Below are 19,238 nucleotides of genomic sequence, written 5' to 3' on the forward strand. Positions count from 1 at the left end.
GGCCGCGTGTTTGGCTTCACCTGTCTGCCGCTGTGCAGTTTCTGATGCGCTACATGCGCACAGCGGACCCACGGGTGCCAGCCGGCACCCGGCCTTCCCTGCGCCCTCTTGGTAGCAAGAGGGTGGAGAGATGACGCAAAGCTCGGGTGAAATCCGCCGCGAGAACGAAACGGCGCGTCCGTCGTTTGAATGATGAAGCCGAAGCCGCGAACGCTAATCTGTTACCGATGAGGGGAAGGGTCGACGGAGACGACTCAGCTCAGGTGCGCCCCTTCATCGCGACGAACACGGTGCGGAGGGACCGTGACAAAATCTGAAGCTGTGGATTGGTTCCCTTCGAATGGTATTGCGGTAGGCTTGTCCGTGTCCTCGGAGCCACGAATGTGCTGTCTACGCAACAGTTCGCTGCCATTTAGGCCTTATCGCGGTCCGTTCGCGCGGGCGCCGCTTTTTGGCCACACCCTGACATGAATAAAATCTCCGTAACGTTTTTTGAGGGCAGCGGCTGCCGCCGAAGGCGACGAGAAATCCCAAGGTCGATTCAAATCTTGGATCTGATTTTTCGGGTCTGAAAGGGTTAGCCGAGGAAACTGTTTGCGATGGACGCGAAGACCAACATCAAGGGCAGGCTGCCGAGCCGTCACGTGACGGAAGGCCCTGCGCGCGCGCCCCATCGCTCGTACTTCTACGCCATGGGTCTGACCACCGAGCAGATCCACCAGCCCTTCGTCGGCGTTGCCTCCTGCTGGAACGAGGCCGCCCCCTGCAACATCGCCCTGATGCGCCAGGCCCAGGCGGTGAAGAAGGGCGTGGCGTCTGCTGGCGGCACCCCGCGCGAATTCTGCACCATCACCGTCACCGACGGTATAGCCATGGGCCATGACGGCATGCGCTCCTCGCTGCCGTCGCGGGAATGCATCGCCGACTCCGTCGAGCTGACCGTTCGCGGCCACGCTTATGACGCGCTCGTTGGCCTGGCCGGCTGCGACAAGTCGTTGCCGGGCATGATGATGGCGATGGTTCGCCTCAACGTACCCTCGATCTTCATCTATGGCGGCTCGATCCTGCCCGGTAATTTCCGCGGCCAGCAGGTCACCGTGCAGGACATGTTCGAGGCAGTCGGCAAGCACTCCGTCGGCGCCATGTCGGACGAGGACCTCGACGAGATCGAGCGCGTGGCGTGCCCCTCGGCGGGCGCCTGCGGCGCACAGTTCACCGCCAACACCATGGCGACCGTGTCCGAGGCCATCGGGCTTGCGCTGCCGTATTCGGCCGGGGCCCCTGCGCCTTACGAAATCCGTGACGCCTTCTGCATGACCGCAGGCGAAAAGGTCATGGACCTGATCGCCAACAACATCCGGCCGCGCGACATCGTTACCCGTAAATCGTTGGAAAACGCGGCTGCCGTGGTCGCGGCCTCCGGCGGCTCGACCAATGCTGCACTGCACCTGCCGGCGATCGCGCACGAGGCCGGCATCAAGTTCGACCTGTTCGACGTTGCCGAAATCTTCAAAAAGACACCATATGTCGCGGATTTGAAGCCGGGCGGCCGTTATGTCGCCAAAGACATGTTTGAAGTTGGTGGCATACCGCTTCTGATGAAGACGCTGCTCGACAACGGCTTCCTGCACGGTGACTGCCTCACCGTCACGGGCCGCACGATCGCCGAAAACCTCAAGAGCGTGAAATGGAATCCGCACCAGGACGTGGTGCACCCGGCGGACAAGCCGATCACCGTCACCGGTGGTGTGGTGGGTCTGCAGGGGAATTTGGCGCCAGAAGGTGCGATCGTGAAAGTCGCGGGAATGTCCAACCTCAGGTTTACCGGTCCGGCCCGGTGCTTTGACCGTGAGGAGGACGCTTTCGAGGCCGTCCAGAAGCGCACCTATCGCGAAGGCGAAGTCATCGTGATCCGCTACGAGGGGCCGAAGGGCGGCCCCGGCATGCGGGAAATGCTCCAGACCACCGCGGCGCTGACCGGTCAGGGTATGGGCGGCAAGATCGCGCTCATCACCGACGGCCGGTTCTCCGGCGCCACCCGCGGCTTCTGCATCGGCCATGTCGGGCCTGAGGCGGCCGTCGGCGGCCCGATCGGGCTGCTCGAGGATGGCGACATCATCGAGATCGATGCGGTCGCCGGGACCCTTAACGTAAAATTGAGTGACGATGAGCTCGCTCAGCGCAAGACCAAGTGGCGCCCTCGCGCGACAAACCATACGTCGGGTGCGCTCTGGAAGTATGCTCAGCAGGTTGGGCCAGCGGTTGATGGGGCAGTAACCCATCCGGGTGGCGCGCACGAGAAACAGTGCTATGCGGACATCTAGGCGTACCATAGTTGCGTTTGTGTTGGGTGCCTCGGCGTTGGCCGCGCCTGCGATCGCGTTCGACGGCGCGCCGGTCAACCAGAAGGATACGACTATCCCGGTGGTCACAGCGGCGCCGGGTGCTGCCGGTGCGTTGCGCAAGGTCGTGCCGCCGGCCGTGACCGGCCAGGAATCCTCGCTCAGTGCCCTGCAATATGCCGCCGAAGGCGGTCATCCGATCGCGCAGTGGAAGCTCGGCCGCATGTACGCCAATGGCGACGGCGTCGCCCAGGACGATTTGCGCGCGTTCGAATATTTCAGCCGGATCGCCAATGCGCATGCCGAGGACAGCCCGTCGGCGCCGCAGGCGCAGATCGTGGCCAACGCCTTCGTCGCGCTCGGCCGCTACTATCTCAGCGGCATTCCGAACTCGAAGATCAAGGCGGATCCGGACCGGGCGCGGGAGATGTTCTCCTATGCCGCGTCCTATTTCGGCAACGCGGATGCGCAGTACGATCTCGCCCGCCTGTACCTGAAGACGCCGGACGCCTCGCGCGAGGATTTCCGCTATGGCGCGCGCTGGCTTGGCCTTGCGGCGCAGAAGGGGCAGCACGAGGCGCAGGCGCTGCTCGGCCAGATGCTGTTCAACGGCGACCGGCTGCCGCGGCAGGCCGCGCGCGGTCTGATGTGGCTGACGCTGGCGCGTGACAGCGCCGCGGCCGACGAGACCTGGATCAAGGAAAGCTACAACCGCGCCTTCGCGAAGGCCTCCGACGACGACCGCGCGATGTGCCTGCAAATGCTCGAGCAGTGGGTGCAGGGCCGCCGGGATTGATCTCGGCTACGGCCGCTCTGCGCAGGGTGGGTTAGCGATTGCGTCCGCGGTAGCTCCGCACTCGCAGGCGGAAGCGTAACCTACCAGCCCCAAGTGACGTCACACCGCCTCAAGATCCAGATCCGCCCACACCGGTACGTGGTCCGAGGGCTTCTCCCAGCCGCGCACATAACTGTCGATGCCGACATTGGCGAGCCGGTCGCTCGCCTGCGGCGACATCAGCAGATGGTCGATGCGCAGACCCTGGTTCTTCTGCCAGGCGCCGGCCTGGTAGTCCCAGAAGGTGTAGAGCCCGGACTCATCGGTAACCGCCCGCAGGGCGTCGGTCAGGCCGAGGCCGAGCAGGGACTGAAAGCTCTCCCGCGTCTCGGCCTTGAACAGGGCGTCCTCGGTCCAGGCGGCGGGATTGTAGACGTCGCGGGCGGCCGGGATGACGTTGAAGTCGCCTGCGAGGATCAGCGGCTCCTCGGTCTTAAGTCGCTCCTTCGAGTACTCAAGAAGCCGCGACATCCATTTGAGCTTGTAGGGATATTTGTCGCTGCCGACCGGGTTGCCGTTGGGCAGATAGAGGCAGGCGATGCGCAGCACCCCGCGCTTGAGCGTGACCACGCCCTCAAGGAAGCGGGCATGCGCGTCCTCATCGTCACCGGCGAGCCCCGACTTGGTCTCGTCGAAGCGGAACTTGGAGAGCAGGGCGACCCCGTTGAAGGTTTTCTGCCCATGCGTGACGACGTTATAGCCCAGCGCCTCGATCTCGAGCCGCGGGAAGGCCTCGTCGACACATTTGATCTCCTGGAGGCAGACGATGTCCGGCTGGCACTCCCTGAGCCAGGTCAGGAGAAGATCGATCCGCTGCCGGACCGAGTTCACATTCCAGGTGGCTACTCTGATGGACATGTGCGGGGCGGCTCCAGGCGGGGCCACCGTTAGAACAAACTGCAAACGCTGGCGTCAAGGAGGTACGCCGGGAAGCGTAAAATCTCCCACAAAATTAACCCGGCTTAAGCGCGCCTTGGGCCATTGATGCCGAAAAGGTTCCTCGGATGGGATGGCCGGACAAGTCCTCAAGTCGAAATCAGCCGCGTGACGGCCTGATCGGCGCATTGCTGTACTGGCTCGGCGGCTTCGAGATCGAGGACGGCCTGATCGCCGATCTCAGCGAGCGCGAGATGCGTCGCATCCGCGCCAAACAGATCGACGCGGTGACGCGGTTGATCCCGGTGACGATGGCCGTGAACCTGCTCACGGTCGCAATCGTGCTGATCCTGTTCTGGGGCCGGGGCTGGAACGCCTTCCTGGCCGTCTGGGGCGTAGCGCTCGCCACCGCTGCCTCGCTTGCAGTGCGCTCATGGCGGCGGTCGCATCAGAGCCCGCCGCAGGAGGCGTCGCCCCGTGCCACGCGGCAGATGATGCGGCAGGCGTTTTTCCTCGCCGCGATCTGGGGGACGCTGCCGCTCGCACTGTTCAGCCGCGTCGAGCCGACGAGCCAGCTCATCCTGGCCTGCCTGATGGTCGGCATGATGTCCGGCGGCGCCTTCACGCTGTCCACGTTTCCGCGCGCCGGTCTCGTCTATCTCGCGACCATGACGATCGCCTGCGCCGGTGCGCTCATGATGTGCGGCACCGGGCCGTATCTGGTGACCTCGGGGTTCCTGCTGCTGTTCGCGTTCTTCATGGCGCGCAACATCGTCTCGCAGGGCAACCTCTTCCTCGGCAATCTCAAGGCGCAGCTCGCGCTCGAGCGGCAGACCGAGATCATTTCGCTGCTGCTCAAGGAATTCCAGGAGAGCGCCAGCGACTGGCTGTGGCAGACGGACGCCGAAGGGCATTTGACCGACGTGCCCGAGCGCTTCGCCGCCGTCGCGCAGCTTCCGCTTCCGCTTCTGAAAGGATCTCACTTCGTCGACGTGCTCGACATGCTGTGCCCTGAGGACAAGACGGCGGCTTACAACGTCGTCGGCCTGATGGAGCAGGGCGAGCCGCTGCATGAGATGAGCCTCAAGGTCGTCGCCGGCGGCGAGGCGCGGCTGTGGTCGCTGACGGCCAAGCCCGCCTATGACCGTGACGGCCAGTTCCTCGGCTATCGCGGCTTCGGTCGCGACGTGACCGAGCGCTGGCGCGCCGAGAAGGCCGAGGCCGAGAGCCGCGCCAAGTCGGATTTCCTGGCGGTGATGAGCCACGAGATCCGCACACCCATGAACGGCGTGCTGGGGCTTGCCAGCATGCTGCTCGAGACCAAGCTCGATCCGGAGCAGCACGAGGCCGTCTCCTCCATCCGCGAGTCCGGCGACAACCTCCAGCGCATCCTCAACGACATCCTCGATCTCTCCAAGCTCGAGGCCGGACGCTTCGCGTTCGAGGCGATCGACTTCGCCCCGCAGGCGCTGGTCGAGGCGGTCGCGACCGTCGTGCGGGGCGGCGCCAAGAGCAAGGGGCTGGCGGTCAAGGTCGAGCTCGATCCCAACCTGCCGCCGACACTGCGCGGCGACGTCGCGCGCATCCGGCAGGTGCTGCTCAACCTCGCCTCCAATGCCGTGAAGTTCACCGACACCGGCGAGGTGACGATAGCAGCCACCTGCCAGGCGCGGCGCGACCTGCTCGCCACCGTCGAATGGACCGTGACCGATAGCGGCATCGGCATCGCACCGGAAAAGGTCGGCCAGCTCTTCACCGACTTCTCCCAGGCCGACGCCTCGATCAGCCGCCGTTTCGGCGGCACCGGCCTTGGGCTCGCGATCTCCCGACGCATCATCGAGCAGATGGGCGGCACCATCGGCGTCACCTCGACGCCGGGCGAGGGCTCGACCTTCCGCTTCACGCTCGTGCTGCCCTGGAGCCAGACGCTGGCGTCCGACCAGGAGGCCGGCCGCGACGAAGCGGACGAGCTCAAGACCCGCATCGCCGATCTCGACCGACCGCTGAAGGTGCTCGTCGCGGAGGACGATGCCGTCAACCGCATGGTCGTGAGCAAGATGCTCGGCGCCTTCGACGTCGAGCTGCGCGTCGTGACCGACGGTGTCGAAGCCGTGCAGGCCGCCGCCGAAGTCGATTACGATGTCGTCCTGATGGATGTGCGCATGCCCGACATGGACGGGCTTGCCGCGACCCGGGCGATCCGCGCGCAGGGCGGACGCTTCGCGGCCTTGCCAATCATCGCGCTGACCGCCAACGCCTTCCCCGAAGACGTCAAGATCTGCCGCGAGGCGGGCATGTCGGACTTCCTGGCAAAACCCCTGCGCAAGTCTGCGCTGGTCGCGGCACTGCTGCGGGCGCTGAACTACGTGGCGTCGGACGACGCACCGCTCCAGCCGGAGGACCCGGCCGAAGCCGATATTGCGGAAGACAGAAAAACCGAGACGGGTGTCTAGACCGAGAAGCTCGTCCCGCAGCCGCAGGAGGCGGTCGCGTTGGGATTGTTGACCCGGAACGAGGCGCCGATCAGATCGTCCACGAAATCGACCTGCGATCCCGCCAGGAACGGCTGAGAGGCGGAATCGACCAGCACCACCGCGTTATCCTGCTCGATCACGAGATCGTCGTCAGCCCGCGCGCGGTCGATACCGAATTTGTACTGAAAGCCGGAGCAGCCGCCGCCCTCGACCGAGATGCGCAGCATCGCGCCGGAACCTTCGCCCTTGAGGATCTCTCCGATCCGACGTGCGGCCCGGTCGCTGATGGTCACGGCAGTCGTCATCGTTCGTCTCCGATAGTCCCGCGGTCATACCAAGTTCATTTGCCCAATTCATTTGGTATCCCGCGTCCGACATAGTTAAGTGCAAGGGTCCGCAGAATCAAATGGATAGGGACTAAATTCGCCGTGTCCGTCGGAATGGCTGCCCCCCGCGCGCCCTATGCCTGCGATCCCGATCGCAGCCGCGGCCGGCTGGTCGTTGAGCCGCCGAGTCGGACCCGCAGCCCGTTCCGGCGGGATTGCGACCGTGTGATCCATTCCACCGCCTTCCGCCGCCTGAAGTACAAGACCCAGGTGTTCGTGTTCCACGAGGGCGACCATTACCGCACCCGGCTGACCCATTCGTTGGAGGTGGCGCAGATCGCCCGTGCGCTGGCCCGGCAGCTCGGGCTCGACGAGGACCTCACGGAGACGTTGGCGCTGGCGCACGATCTCGGCCACCCACCATTCGGACATGCCGGCGAGCGGGCGCTGGACGCCTGTCTGAAGAATTTCGGAGGTTTCGACCACAACGCCCAGACCCTGCGCGTCGTTGCCGCGCTGGAGCACCGCTATCCCGAGTTCGACGGGCTCAATCTCACCTGGGAGTCACTGGAGGGCATCGTCAAGCACAACGGCCCGCTGACCGATCGCAGCGGCGCGCCGGTCGGACGCTACCGCGAGCACGGCATACCCGTCGGCATCGCCGACTACATCAAGACCTACGACCTCGAACTCTGGAGCTTCGCCTCGATGGAGGCACAGGTCGCCGCGATCGCCGATGACATCGCCTATGACGCCCATGACATCGACGACGGCCTGCGCGCCGGCCTGTTTCACCTCGACGATCTCAAGGTAATGCCGCTCACGGCCCAGATCATCGCCGAGACGGCCGCACATTATCCTGATCTCGAGGATGTGAGGCGCGGCGCGGAGCTGGTGCGCGAGCTGATCTCGCATTTGATCGGCGCGGTATTTGCGGAGGCCCAGAAGAATCTCGCCGCGGTCAAGCCACAGTCGGCCCAGGATGTTCGCCAGCAGAGCCGGGCGCTGGTCGCATTCCCGTCGGCAGTCGCCGAGGAGGAGGCTGCCATCAAGGCCTTCCTCTATCAGCACATGTACCGCCACAAGCGGGTAATGCGGGTGATGGGAGAGGCGGAGCAGATCCTGTTCGACCTGTTCGCAAAGTACCTGACGTCGCCGACCGAACTGCCGCCGGAATGGCTGCTCGGGGCCGAGGGCGACAGCGAGGGCGACCGGGCCCGCCGGATCGGCAATTTCATCGCCGGGATGACCGACCGTTTCGCCCTGACCGAGCACCAGCGGCTCTTTGACTCGACCCCGGATTTGCGTTAGGCGGCGGCCATGCCCGACACATCCTCATCCCTGCACCTGTTTGCCGACGTGCTCGCGCGTGTGCACGCCGCCTGCCGCGCACTCGCGGCGGAAGCCAGTTGGCCCGAGGGCATCGATTTCTCGCGCGTGGTGGTCGAGCCGCCGCGCGACCCCTCCCATGGCGACATGGCGACCAACGCCGCCATGGTGCTGGCGAAGGAAGCCAGGGCAAAACCGCGCGACCTCGCCGAGCAGATCGCCGAGCGGCTCCGCACTGACGCGCTGATCGCCAAGGTCGACGTCGCCGGTCCCGGCTTCATCAACCTGACGCTGAAGCCCGCCGCCTGGGCGGAGGCGCTGCGGACCGTGCTGCTTGAGGGCGCCGACTACGGTCGCATCCGTGGCGGCTCCAAGGTCAATGTCGAATATGTCTCGGCCAATCCGACCGGGCCGATGCATGTCGGCCACTGCCGCGGCGCCGTGTTCGGCGACGCCTTGGCGAGCCTGCTCCAGTTCGCCGGCCACGACGTCACGCGCGAATATTACATCAACGATGCCGGTGCGCAGGTCGACGTGCTCGCGCGCTCCGCCTTCCTGAGGTATCGCGAGGCGCTCGGTGAGGACATCGGCGCGATTCCCGAGGGGCTCTATCCAGGCGACTACCTGAAGCCCGTCGGCGCGGCGCTTGCGAAGGAACATGGCGACAAGCTTCTTGCGATGACGGAAGCCCAGTGGCTACCGACGGTGCGCGCCAAGGCGATCGCGACGATGATGGACGAGATCAAGGACGATCTCGCTGCCCTCAACATCCGCCACGACATGTTCTTTTCCGAGCGCTCGCTGATCGAAGGCGGCAACAACAAGGTTGCCGAGACCATCGACTTCCTGCGTGCCAAGGGCGACATCTATGAGGGCCGCCTGCCGCCGCCGAAGGGCGCGCCCGTCGAGGACTGGGAAGACCGCGAGCAGCTCCTGTTCAGGGCAACCGCTTACGGCGACGATGTCGATCGTCCGCTGATCAAGTCGGACAATTCCTACACCTACTTCGCCTCCGACATCGCCTACCACAAGAACAAGTTCGATCGCGGCTTTGCCGAGATGATCGATGTGTGGGGCGCCGACCATGGCGGCTACATCAAGCGCATGCAGGCGGCGGTGAAGGCGACGACCTCCGGCAAGGGATCGCTCGACGTCAAGATCGTCCAGCTCGTCAAGCTCCTGCGCAATGGCGAGCCGGTGAAAATGTCCAAGCGGTCCGGGGACTTCGTCACACTGCGTGAGGTGGTGGATGAAGTCGGCCAGGACGCCGTCCGCTTCATGATGCTCTATCGCAAGAACGACGCGGTGCTGGATTTCGACCTCGCCAAGGTCATGGAGCAATCGCGCGACAATCCGGTTTTCTACGTTCAGTACGGCCATGCCCGTGGCCACTCGATCTTCCGCAACGCGCGGGCGGAGCTATTTCCGGAGCTGCCTGAGGACGCCGACAAGCGCATCGCCTGGCTCGGCGAGTCGGCGCTTGAGCGGCTGTCGGATCCGGCAGAACTCGACCTTCTCAAGCGGATCGCAATTTATCCGCGGATGCTGGAAGCGGCAGCAGGCGCCCACGAGCCGCACCGAATTGCCTTTTATCTCTATGATTTAGCCAGCGAATTTCACGCGCTTTGGACGAAGGGGCGCGATTTGCCCTATTTACGCTTCATTATCAATAATGATGCACAGCTTACAAAGTCGCGGCTGGCCATGGTCCAGGGCGTCGTCTCGGTCCTGGCATCGGGCCTCGCCATCCTCGGCGTCCATGCCCCGGACGAGATGCGGTAGTTTGGGGCGGACTACTTAAGTTAGGGAATCTTGGGGGTAACCGGCAGAAGCCGGATCGCTTGGACTTGGTTCAAAGCCTTGTGGGTCGAAAGCTGCGCCTTGGTCGAGGGGCGCGCGGCTTTCCCGAAGGGACGCATCATCACGATGGCCGATCGATATCAGCACAGACCGTATCCTTCCGATGACTATGGTCGCGGTGGCGACCAGCATGGGAGAGCGGAAAGCGATCCCTTGGCCGAACTCGCCCGCCTGATCGGGCAGACCGATCCGTTCGCGGCAGGGCAACCTGGCGCGCGGCAGGCGGCGCCTGCGCCAGCGCCGTATCAGGAGCCGGCCCAGACCTATCACGACCACGACTATCCTCAGGATAGCTATCAGCAGGGCTACGAGGAGCCGGCCCCGCCGCCGCCTCCATCCGGACCTCCGTCATGGATGCGCCGCGCCAACGTGACGCCGCAGCCGGCTCCCGCGCCGGAGCGCGACTATCCCGTGACCGTGAACCCGGTGCATCCGCTGCATCGCTATACGGCGCAGCCGGCACAACCCGAGCCTGATTTTCATCAGCCGCAGGTCTATCAGGGCCAAGCTTATCAGGACGAGGTCTACCAGGATCACGCTCACCAGGATCACGGCTATCAGGACCCGCACCAGCAGCCCGATCCGTCGCGCTACGATGATGCGCTCTACGGACGGCTTGAGACGGGCCAGGAGGATTTCCAGCGCGAGCCGGCGTATCCGGACGATCCCTACGCCTTCCAGAGCGACTATCCCGAGGCGGATCTCGACGAGCCGAAGAAGCAGCGCGGCGGCATGATGACAGTCGCGGCGATCCTGGCGCTCGCGGTGGTCGGCACTGGCGCCGCCTTCGCCTACAAGAACTACATGGGATCGCCGCGCAGCGGCGAGCCGCCGATCATCAAGGCCGACAACACGCCGACCAAGATCGTGCCGGCGCCGACCGACTCCTCGGCCAAGGTGCCTGACCGCATGGTGAGCGGTGACGGCAGCGAGAAGATCGTGCCGCGCGAGGAAGCGCCCGTCGATCTCAACGCCAAGTCGGGCGGTCCGCGCGTGGTGTTTCCGCCGCTGAACCAGAACGCAAATCCGCCGCCGGTCGCGAGCGTATCGCCATCAACGCTGCCGCCGCCGAACGCAGGCCAGATGGCCAGCAGCGGCACGCTGCCGAACAACGAGCCGCGCCGGATCAAGACGCTCGCCGTGAAGGGCGATCAGACGGACAGCACGACGCCGCAAACTGCTGCTGCGGCCGCCAAGCCCACGGCTCCGCCCAAACCGGTCGCGGCGCCAGCTGCGCCGGCCCCGTCGCACAATCCGCCGACCTCGGCTAATGCCAGCGCCAACCAGCCGCTCTCGTTAGCGCCGCAGGCCGAAGCGCCTGCGCCAGTAGCGGGGCAGCGGATGGCGGCAACGGCTCCGACGCAGATCGCGCCTGCGAGCAGCGCCGGCGGCGGTTACTTGGTGCAGGTCTCCTCGCAGCTGAGCGAGGAGAGCGCCCAGGCATCCTACCGGGTGCTCCAGGGCAAGTACGGCAGCGTGCTTGGCTCCCGTTCACCCGTGGTCAAGCGGGTTGATCTCACCGACAAGGGCAAGGGGATCGTCTATCGCGCCTTCGCAGGACCGTTCGGTTCGGCGGACGAGGCCGTGCAGGTCTGCAACAGTCTGAAATCCGCCGGTGGACCGCAGTGCCTCGTCCAGAGGAATTAACGGCGGTTTCCTTGACCCCCTAGCGGGGCAGGGTTAATCGGCCCTTATGAGCACGCGGGCCTTCATTACCGGCGTATCCGGAACGGAACTGACCGCCGCCGAGCGGGAGTTTATCCGTGCCGAACGGCCATGGGGCTTCATTCTCTTCAAGCGCAATGTCGACAATCCGGCGCAAGTTGCTTCGCTGGTTAGGGAATTGCGTGATGTCGCGGACGCCCCTGATGCTCCCGTCCTGATCGATCAGGAGGGCGGCCGGGTGCAGCGGCTGGGGCCGCCGCACTGGCCGGTCTATCCGCCGGGCGCCGTTTTCGCGACTCTGTACGACACTGATTCGGCTCTCGGGCTGACGGCGGCGCGCCTCAGCGCCCGGCTGATCGCAGCGGATCTGGCCGATCTCGGCATCACCGTGGACTGCCTGCCGCTGGCCGACGTGCCGGTTCCGGGCGCCGACGCCGTGATCGGCAACCGCGCTTACGGCACCTCGCCGGGCAAGGTCGCGGCGATCGCCCGCGCTGTCACGGACGGGCTGGAACAGGGGGGCGTGCTGCCGGTTCTCAAGCATATTCCCGGCCACGGACGGGCGACCGCCGACACTCATTTCAAGCTGCCGACGGTCGACACAACCAGGGATGAACTGGAACGGACCGACTTCGCGGCGTTCATGCCGCTTTCGGACCTGCCGATGGCCATGACTGCACATGTTGTGTTTAGCGCGTTCGACCCCGCCCATCCGGCGACGACTTCTGCGACAATGATCGCTCAGGTGATTCGCGGCCTGATCGGGTTCCAGGGTTTGTTAATGAGTGATGACTTGTCGATGAATGCGTTGGCGGGCAGCCTTGCCGAGCGGACCCGGGCGATCTTCGCGGCGGGCTGCGACATGGCTCTGCACTGCAACGGCAACATCGAGGAGATGCTGGACGTCGCCGGCCAGACACCTGAATTGTCGGGCTGGGCGCTGGAGCGCGCGAACGCCGCGCTCGCCGCGCGCAAGCCGCCGCAGCCGTTCGACCGGGCGGCCGCACGCGCGGAACTGGATGCTTTGATCGCACGGGCAAACACGGCTTCCGCATGACCGCAGAAATCCTATCGTTCGAAACTGGGCGGCCTGCCGAGCTCGCCGAGGGTGAACCGGCGCTGGTCGTCGACGTCGAGGGCTATGAAGGCCCGCTCGACCTGCTGCTCGCACTGGCGCGGCAGCAAAAGGTCGATCTCGCCAAGATTTCGATCCTGGCGTTAGCCGATCAGTACCTTCACTTCATCGAAGCGGCGCGAAAGATCCGGCTGGAGCTTGCCGCCGACTATCTCGTGATGGCGGCCTGGCTCGCCTTCCTGAAGTCGCGCCTCCTGTTGCCGGAACCGCCGACGACGGAAGGCCCGAGCGCGGAGGAGATGGCCACCGCGCTGGCCAACCGCCTGCGTCGCCTGGAAGCCATTCGCGAAGCCGCCAACCGGCTGATGAACAGGCAGCAATTGCTGCGCGATATCTTCCCGCGCGGCGAGCCCGAGCAGATCGCCGAGATCAAGCATCCGAAATACACGGCCACGCTGTACGACCTGCTCACCGCCTACGCCGCGCAGCGTCAGTCGCGCGTGCTCGCGAGCGTACATCTCGCCAAGCGCACGGTGTGGTCGCTTGCGGAAGCGCGCGCCACGCTGGAGCGGCTGGTCGGCAGCATCACTGAATCGGACGACTGGGGCAGTCTCGACGACTTCCTGGTCCGCTACGTCGACGATCCGTCGCAGCGCGCGACGGTGTTTGCCTCAAGCTTTGCCGCTGCGCTCGAACTGGTGCGGGAAGGTCAGCTGGAACTGAACCAGAAAGAGGCCTTTGCGCCCATCTATTTCCGGAAGGGGCGGCCTAAACCGGTACCAGACGCAGCTCCTGCGCCTGATGCGCCGGTCGGTTAAGTGCAAGAAGGAGAAGCTGCCATGGCAAGCCTGGCTGAAGTGCGGATAGAAGAGGCCGAGCCGATGGAAAACGATTCCCAGGCCCGTCCCGAGGAGCTGCGGCTTCTCGAAGCTCTCCTGTTTGCCTCGAGCGAACCGCTGGATACCGCGACGCTGGCCAAGCGCATGCCGGAAGGTGTCGACGTCAAGGCCGCGCTGGCCCAGTTGCAGGCCGAATATGCGACGCGCGGGGTGAACCTCGTGCGCGTCGCCAACAAATGGACGTTCCGCACCGCCGGCGATCTCGCCTGGCTCATGACGCGGGAGAGCACCGAGACCCGCCGCCTCTCGCGTGCCGCGATCGAGGTGCTCGCGATCATCGCCTATCACCAGCCTGTGACGCGCGCCGAGATCGAGGAGATCCGCGGCGTCGTCACTTCGAAAGGCACGCTTGACGTGCTGCTGGAGACTGGCTGGATCAAGCCGCGCGGCCGTCGCAAGACGCCGGGCCGTCCGCTGACCTTCGGAACCACCGAGACCTTCCTGTCGCAGTTCAGCCTGGAACAGCTCGGCGACCTGCCGGGCCTGGAGGAGCTGAAGGGCACAGGACTGCTGGATTCGCGCCTGCCCACCGGCTTCAGCGTGCCGACGCCGTCGGACGATCCCGCGCTGCGCGAGGACGAGGACCCGCTCGAGCCCGGCGAGGATCTGGACCTCGCGTTGGCCCCGGCACCAGAGCCGGAACCGGAGACGCCGGAAGGCGGTGGTGAGGGGGGCAGCGAGGACTGACGTTCCGTCCTTTTGCGGGCTCCCTGCGACCAGTTAACACTAGCAAGATTACCTAGCGCCAACAGCGAATTGGCGCGGCCTTGGTCCTTGTTTTTGACACCTGCGAAGCCTAGGTTTCGGTAAAGATCGGCCGGGTCCCCGGCCATGCGTGTTTGGAGGGTTGCAGGATGGGTTCGCTTAGCATTTGGCACTGGATCTTGGTGATCGCAGTGGTCCTGCTGCTGTTCGGCCGCGGCAAGATTTCGGACCTGATGGGTGACGTGGCGCAGGGCATCAAGGCCTTCAAGAAGGGCATGCAGGACGACGACAAGCCCACAGACAAGCCCGAGCCGGCCAAGTCCATCGAGCACAATACCGCGCCGACCGCGGCACGGTCCGACGTCGGCAGCAAGGCCGTCTGAGCCAAAGACTACGCGAGACGCGGGGCGGCCCCGATCCTGCGCGTGAGGGATTGGGCCAATCGCGGCTTGCGTGAACGGAAGACTTCATGTTCGACATCGGGTGGAGTGAACTGGTCCTCATCGGGGTCGTAGCCCTGATCGCCATCGGCCCGAAAGAGCTGCCGGGCGTGCTGCGCATGGTCGGACAGTGGATGGGCAAGGCGCGCAAGATGGCCGCCGAATTCCAGGGTCAGTTCCAGGAAGCGATGCGCGAGGCCGAGATGGCCGACCTCAAGAAGAGCTTTGACGAAGTCAAGGAAGCTGCTTCCGGGTTCTCCCGCAACAATCTGATGACTTCGCTCACGCAGGACGTCAACGAGGCGCTGCGCATCGACGACATCGATAAGCCCGCGGAAGCCTCGTCCACGCCTGCGATCGAGCCGCCGGCGACGCCAAGTGAAGCGCTGGCGACTTCGAGTGAAGCGCTGGCGACTTCGAGTGAAGCGCTGGCGACTTCAAGTGAAGCGCCGGTCACTCCGACGACTCCCGAAGCGCCGACGCCGGCCACCTTCGTCGAAGCCGAGGTTCATGCGGCGGCGAGTGAACCGCTCGCCATCACCCGCGAGGTCGAGCAGGCCCCGGTCACACAGGACACCGCGCCATCCGAGGCGATCAAGGACGCCAAAGCGTCATGACCGACGCCGATATCGAGGCCAGCAAAGCCCCTCTGATGGACCACCTGATCGAGCTGCGTTCGCGGCTGATCAAGGCGCTGCTCGGCTTCGGCGTGGCTTTCATCTTCTGTTTCTTCTTCGCCAAGCAGATCTACAACGTGCTGGTCTGGCCGTTCGTGTGGGTTGCGGGGCCGGAGAATTCGAAATTCATCTACACGGCGCTGCTGGAGTACTTCATCACCCAGCTCAAACTCGCGCTGTTCGGCGCCGGCTTCATCTCGTTCCCGATCGTCGCCACGCAGATCTACAAGTTCGTGGCGCCGGGCCTCTACAAGCACGAGAAGCAGGCTTTCCTGCCGTATCTGATCGCGACCCCGGTCTTCTTCGTGCTGGGCGCGACGCTGGTGTATTTTGTCGTGCTGCCGATGCTGGTTCGCTTCTCGCTCGGCATGCAGCAGGCAGGCAGTGACGAGACCGCGCAGATCCAACTCCTGCCCAAGGTCGGCGAATATCTGTCGCTGATGATGTCGCTGATCTTCGCCTTCGGCATCGCCTTCCAGCTGCCGGTGATCCTGACGCTGCTCGGCCGCATCGGCATCATCACGTCAAAGATGCTGCGCGAGAAGCGCCGCTATTTCATCGTCATCGCCTTCATCATCGCGGCCGTGCTGACGCCGCCGGACGTGCTCAGCCAGTGCTCGCTCGCCATACCCCTGCTTGCGCTCTATGAGGGCTCGATCATCGCGGTGGCGATGGTGGAGAAGAAGGCGGCCGCGTCGCAGGCCTCTGGCAGCGGCGCATCGTCGAGCGCGAATCCGGCCGAGTAGGGCGCCCGACCGCGCCCCAATTGCGGACGTCATTCCCCGCGAAAGCGGGGAATCCAGTACGCCGCGACTTCTCGCGGAATCTCAGCGTCTCTGGAATACTGGATCACCCGCTTTCGCGGGTGATGACAGCCGTGCTAGGAGACGCGGCGATGTAAACATTCAACATGGGACGTTGTCTGTTTGCACGCTGCCTCAGGACCACGGCCATGCACGACATCAAATCGATCCGCGACAATCCGCAAGCCTTCGACGCCGGCCTCGCACGGCGGGGCCTGAAGCCGTTGTCGGCATCGCTGCTCGCGATCGACGAGAAGCGGCGGGCGGCGATCCTCGCCTCCGAGCAGGCACAGGCGCGGCGCAATGCCGCCTCGAAGGAAATCGGCGACGCCAAGAAGGCGAAGGATGAGGCGCGCGCGGCCAAGCTGATGGCCGAGGTGGCGGAGTTGAAGACCACGATGCCGCAGCTCGAGGCCGCGGCCAAAGCCGCCGACGAGGAGCTAGCGAAGGAGCTCTCCGCGATCCCGAATCTGCCGCTCGATGAAGTGCCCGATGGCGTCGACGAGCACGGCAACGTGCAGCACCATGTCTTCGGCAACAAGCGCAACTACGCGTTCACGCCGAAGCTGCACGACGATCTCGGCAGCGCGCTCGGCTACATGGATTTCGAGGCGGCGGCAAAACTCTCCGGCGCACGCTTCGTCGTTTTGAAGAAGGGGCTGGCGCGGCTGGAGCGCGCGATCGGTCAGTTCATGCTCGACCTGCATACGACCGAGCACGGCTACACCGAGATCAACCCGCCGCTTCTGGTGCGCAACGAGGTGATGTTCGGGACCGGCCAGCTGCCGAAATTCGAAGACGATCAGTTCTGGGCGATCAAGGGCGAGCTCCTGGCCGCGCCCGATCACGAGCGGCTGCGGACCGAGCGCCTTGGCCTCATCCCGACGGCGGAAGTATCGCTCACCAACCTCGCGCGCGAATCCATCCTCGACGAGAAGCAGTTGCCGATGCGGCTTACCGCACTGACGCCGTGCTTCCGTGCGGAGGCGGGCGCTGCCGGACGCGACACCCGCGGCATGATCCGCCAGCACCAATTCACCAAGGTCGAGCTGGTGTCGATCACGACGCCGGAGACGAGCAAGGACGAGCTGGAGCGGATGCTCGCCTGCGCCGAGGAAGTGCTGCGCCGCCTCGACCTCCATTACCGCGTGATGACGCTGTGCGCAGGGGATATGGGCTTTTCGTCGCAAAAAACCTATGACATCGAGGTCTGGATGCCCGGCCAGGGCGAGGGCGGCATGTTCCGCGAGATCTCGAGCTGCTCGGTCTGCGGCGACTTCCAGGCGCGGCGCATGGATGCGCGCTCGCGCGGACCCGACGGCAAGCCGCGCTTCGTGCACACGCTGAATGGCTCCGGCACCGCAGTCGGCCGCGCGCTGATCGCGGTGATGGAGACCTATCAGCAGGAAGACGGCTCGATCGCCGTCCCCGACGTGCTCCAGCCCTATATGGGCGGTTTGAAAGTGATCACGCGCGAGTAGTGCGCCAATCGGGTTGCGAAGATCGGGCGGCCGGTTATCCTGACGGCTGCCCGAAAACTCGAAACCATATCCATGCCCTTGCACCGCGACATCTTCTGGGTCGGCAGACAATGGGCGGTTACCGGATTCGGCATCCAGGCCGTCGACCAGCGCCTGCGCGGCGTGCTCGACATCGAGATCGCCCGACTGTGGGACGATCATCTCGTGCAAAGCCGGCGGGCCAAGCCCGGAGTCAACATCGAGGATTTCGACAAGGCGCTGACGGTGGCGCGTGGGCGCTATCCGCAAACACCCGTCGCGGCGCCGATCATCGCGCAACCGGATACGCTCCGCACGATCGAAGCATCGAAGGCCGCGAGCCCGGTGGTGCCTGTGATGAAAATGCGTGCCGAAGGCAGGCTCGCACGCTTCCTGCCGCAATGGCGCATCCGTCGCTAGAGCATGATCCGGAAAAGCGTGCTGCGGTTTTCCCGCGCGACAAACGCGGAACGCGTTTGCGCGGAGATCATGCTCAAACAACGAGCTAAAGCTTGATGTCGCGCTTTAGTACGGCATCGGGCTCGGGTAGCTCGGTCTGATCCGGAAATACACGCCCGGGTCGATCGTCTGCGAGCGGGGCCGCGCCGGCACGCAACCGCGGCGCTTCGCGACCATGCCCCGGCCGCAGGCACGATGCTGCTCGGGGTCGTCCGATGACAGTTTTGGCAACGCGTCGTTGCCGGGCTTCGCCGCGGCCGTGGCGCAGGGACCTTCGCGTGGACAGCGCTTAGGCACGCACTTACCTTTCGAGAATTCGAGGTCATAGACCTGTCCGGACATCGTGACCTGACCGGTGCAGAGGCACTGGCCACTGACGGTCATCGCGCCGCCGAGGCAGTTTTCCGCATGGGTTCGTACGCAGGTGCCGCCCGGATCGCTGCCGGCCGGCATCAGGTCGAAGCCGGCCGGACAGACGCATTGGCCATTGCTCGCCATGCCGCCGTTGCAGGTGATGGTCGTGAGCGTGCGAGGTGTGACCGGCCGTGCCGGGGCATCCGCGACACAGCCTCCGCCGGCAGGGTCGAAATGGCTGTTGGCCGGGCAAGCCGGGGGATTGGCGCTGTCGCCGCGCTCAGTTGGGCCAATGGACGAGTTGAGGGGCGGGCTCGGGGCCGGCGCAGCCGGAAGCGGCGGGGGCGCAAGCGGTGCCGGCTTGGCGACGCAGACGCCGTTATGGAACTCCTGCCAGGGGAAGCAGCGGTCGGCAGTCGCCGAATCCTGCGTCTGCCCTGGCCACGGCGCCAGCGCGCAAAGGCCAAGCCCCAACCCGAGGCAGATCGCGGCTGCAAAGCGGGTCATTCGATGTCCCGTCGCTACCAGAGTGCGGACCGAAAATAGGGCGGGGCGCTGCGCCGCGGCAATACGCTAGATCACAGAAAAAGTGTTCTCCGCGGGCCGACATCCCGCGAAGC

At 65.1% G+C, this 19,238-nt stretch carries 17 protein-coding genes; 14 read left to right on the plus strand and 3 right to left on the minus strand.

What is annotated here, in order from left to right:
- The first annotated feature begins 599 nt into the window (after positions 1-599).
- Both ilvD and AYJ54_RS42975 read left to right on the plus strand, forming a co-directional pair.
- Entirely contained in the window at positions 600-2,324 is a 1,725-nt protein-coding gene (ilvD, locus tag AYJ54_RS42970) for a dihydroxy-acid dehydratase (protein ID WP_063708536.1), read from the plus strand.
- Positions 2,311-3,138: a tetratricopeptide repeat protein gene (locus AYJ54_RS42975; RefSeq protein ID WP_063708537.1), complete on the plus strand. Its 828-nt coding sequence runs from the start codon at positions 2,311-2,313 to the stop codon at positions 3,136-3,138. Before ilvD ends, AYJ54_RS42975 begins: the two co-directional genes overlap by 14 nt.
- A gap of 99 nt (positions 3,139-3,237) precedes the next feature.
- On the opposite strand, the gene xth is transcribed toward AYJ54_RS42975, so the two are convergent.
- Positions 3,238-4,035 (minus strand): exodeoxyribonuclease III, encoded by a 798-nt coding sequence (gene xth / locus AYJ54_RS42980; protein ID WP_063708538.1) that lies wholly within the window; start codon positions 4,033-4,035, stop codon positions 3,238-3,240.
- A gap of 146 nt (positions 4,036-4,181) precedes the next feature.
- On the opposite strand from xth, the gene AYJ54_RS42985 reads away from it, so the two are divergent.
- The gene (locus AYJ54_RS42985) at positions 4,182-6,506 is read left to right on the plus strand and encodes an ATP-binding protein (protein ID WP_063708539.1); all 2,325 of its coding nucleotides are present in this window, start codon (positions 4,182-4,184) and stop codon (positions 6,504-6,506) included.
- On the opposite strand, the gene erpA is transcribed toward AYJ54_RS42985, so the two are convergent.
- Positions 6,503-6,832 carry an iron-sulfur cluster insertion protein ErpA gene (gene erpA / locus AYJ54_RS42990; RefSeq protein ID WP_063708540.1) on the minus strand — a complete coding sequence of 110 codons (330 nt, stop codon included), beginning with the start codon at positions 6,830-6,832 and terminating at the stop codon, positions 6,503-6,505. The genes AYJ54_RS42985 and erpA overlap by 4 nt on opposite strands.
- 135 nt (positions 6,833-6,967) lie before the next feature.
- Between erpA and AYJ54_RS42995 the strand changes: the two genes are divergently transcribed.
- From AYJ54_RS42995 to AYJ54_RS43045, 11 genes are all read left to right on the plus strand, one after another.
- A complete protein-coding gene (locus tag AYJ54_RS42995) occupies positions 6,968-8,164 on the plus strand; it encodes a deoxyguanosinetriphosphate triphosphohydrolase (protein ID WP_063708541.1) in 1,197 nt (398 codons plus the stop codon).
- Between the two features lie 9 nt (positions 8,165-8,173).
- On the plus strand, positions 8,174-9,964 hold the full coding sequence (gene argS, locus AYJ54_RS43000) for an arginine--tRNA ligase (RefSeq protein ID WP_063708542.1): 1,791 nt from the start codon (positions 8,174-8,176) through the stop codon (positions 9,962-9,964).
- Positions 9,965-10,108: 144 nt separating this feature from the next.
- Positions 10,109-11,689, plus strand: a complete 1,581-nt coding sequence (locus tag AYJ54_RS43005) for an SPOR domain-containing protein (protein WP_063708612.1) — start codon at positions 10,109-10,111, stop codon at positions 11,687-11,689.
- 46 nt (positions 11,690-11,735) lie between these two features.
- A complete protein-coding gene (gene nagZ / locus AYJ54_RS43010) occupies positions 11,736-12,764 on the plus strand; it encodes a beta-N-acetylhexosaminidase (RefSeq protein WP_063708543.1) in 1,029 nt (342 codons plus the stop codon).
- On the plus strand, positions 12,761-13,600 hold the full coding sequence (locus AYJ54_RS43015; protein WP_063708544.1) for a segregation and condensation protein A: 840 nt from the start codon (positions 12,761-12,763) through the stop codon (positions 13,598-13,600). Before nagZ ends, AYJ54_RS43015 begins: the two co-directional genes overlap by 4 nt.
- A gap of 21 nt (positions 13,601-13,621) precedes the next feature.
- Complete coding sequence (scpB, locus tag AYJ54_RS43020) at positions 13,622-14,368, plus strand: SMC-Scp complex subunit ScpB (protein ID WP_063708545.1); 747 nt, start codon at positions 13,622-13,624, stop codon at positions 14,366-14,368.
- 167 nt (positions 14,369-14,535) lie between these two features.
- A complete protein-coding gene (locus tag AYJ54_RS43025) occupies positions 14,536-14,769 on the plus strand; it encodes a twin-arginine translocase TatA/TatE family subunit (RefSeq protein ID WP_063708546.1) in 234 nt (77 codons plus the stop codon).
- An 86-nt stretch (positions 14,770-14,855) separates the two neighbouring features.
- On the plus strand, positions 14,856-15,443 hold the full coding sequence (gene tatB, locus AYJ54_RS43030) for a Sec-independent protein translocase protein TatB (protein WP_063708547.1): 588 nt from the start codon (positions 14,856-14,858) through the stop codon (positions 15,441-15,443).
- Positions 15,440-16,249, plus strand: a complete 810-nt coding sequence (gene tatC, locus AYJ54_RS43035; protein WP_063708548.1) for a twin-arginine translocase subunit TatC — start codon at positions 15,440-15,442, stop codon at positions 16,247-16,249. The genes tatB and tatC overlap by 4 nt, the downstream gene beginning before the upstream one ends.
- Positions 16,250-16,455: 206 nt before the next feature.
- Positions 16,456-17,787, plus strand: coding sequence for a serine--tRNA ligase (serS, locus tag AYJ54_RS43040; protein ID WP_063708549.1), 1,332 nt, complete (start codon positions 16,456-16,458; stop codon positions 17,785-17,787).
- A gap of 72 nt (positions 17,788-17,859) precedes the next feature.
- Positions 17,860-18,225: a hypothetical protein gene (locus AYJ54_RS43045; RefSeq protein WP_063708550.1), complete on the plus strand. Its 366-nt coding sequence runs from the start codon at positions 17,860-17,862 to the stop codon at positions 18,223-18,225.
- Between the two features lie 105 nt (positions 18,226-18,330).
- On the opposite strand, the gene AYJ54_RS43050 is transcribed toward AYJ54_RS43045, so the two are convergent.
- A complete protein-coding gene (locus AYJ54_RS43050; protein WP_063708551.1) occupies positions 18,331-19,125 on the minus strand; it encodes a hypothetical protein in 795 nt (264 codons plus the stop codon).
- Between the last annotated feature and the right edge of the window lie 113 nt (positions 19,126-19,238).

Origin of the sequence: Bradyrhizobium centrolobii, assembly GCF_001641635.1 — a bacterium.
GTDB classification, from domain to species: Bacteria; Pseudomonadota; Alphaproteobacteria; order Rhizobiales; family Xanthobacteraceae; genus Bradyrhizobium; species Bradyrhizobium centrolobii.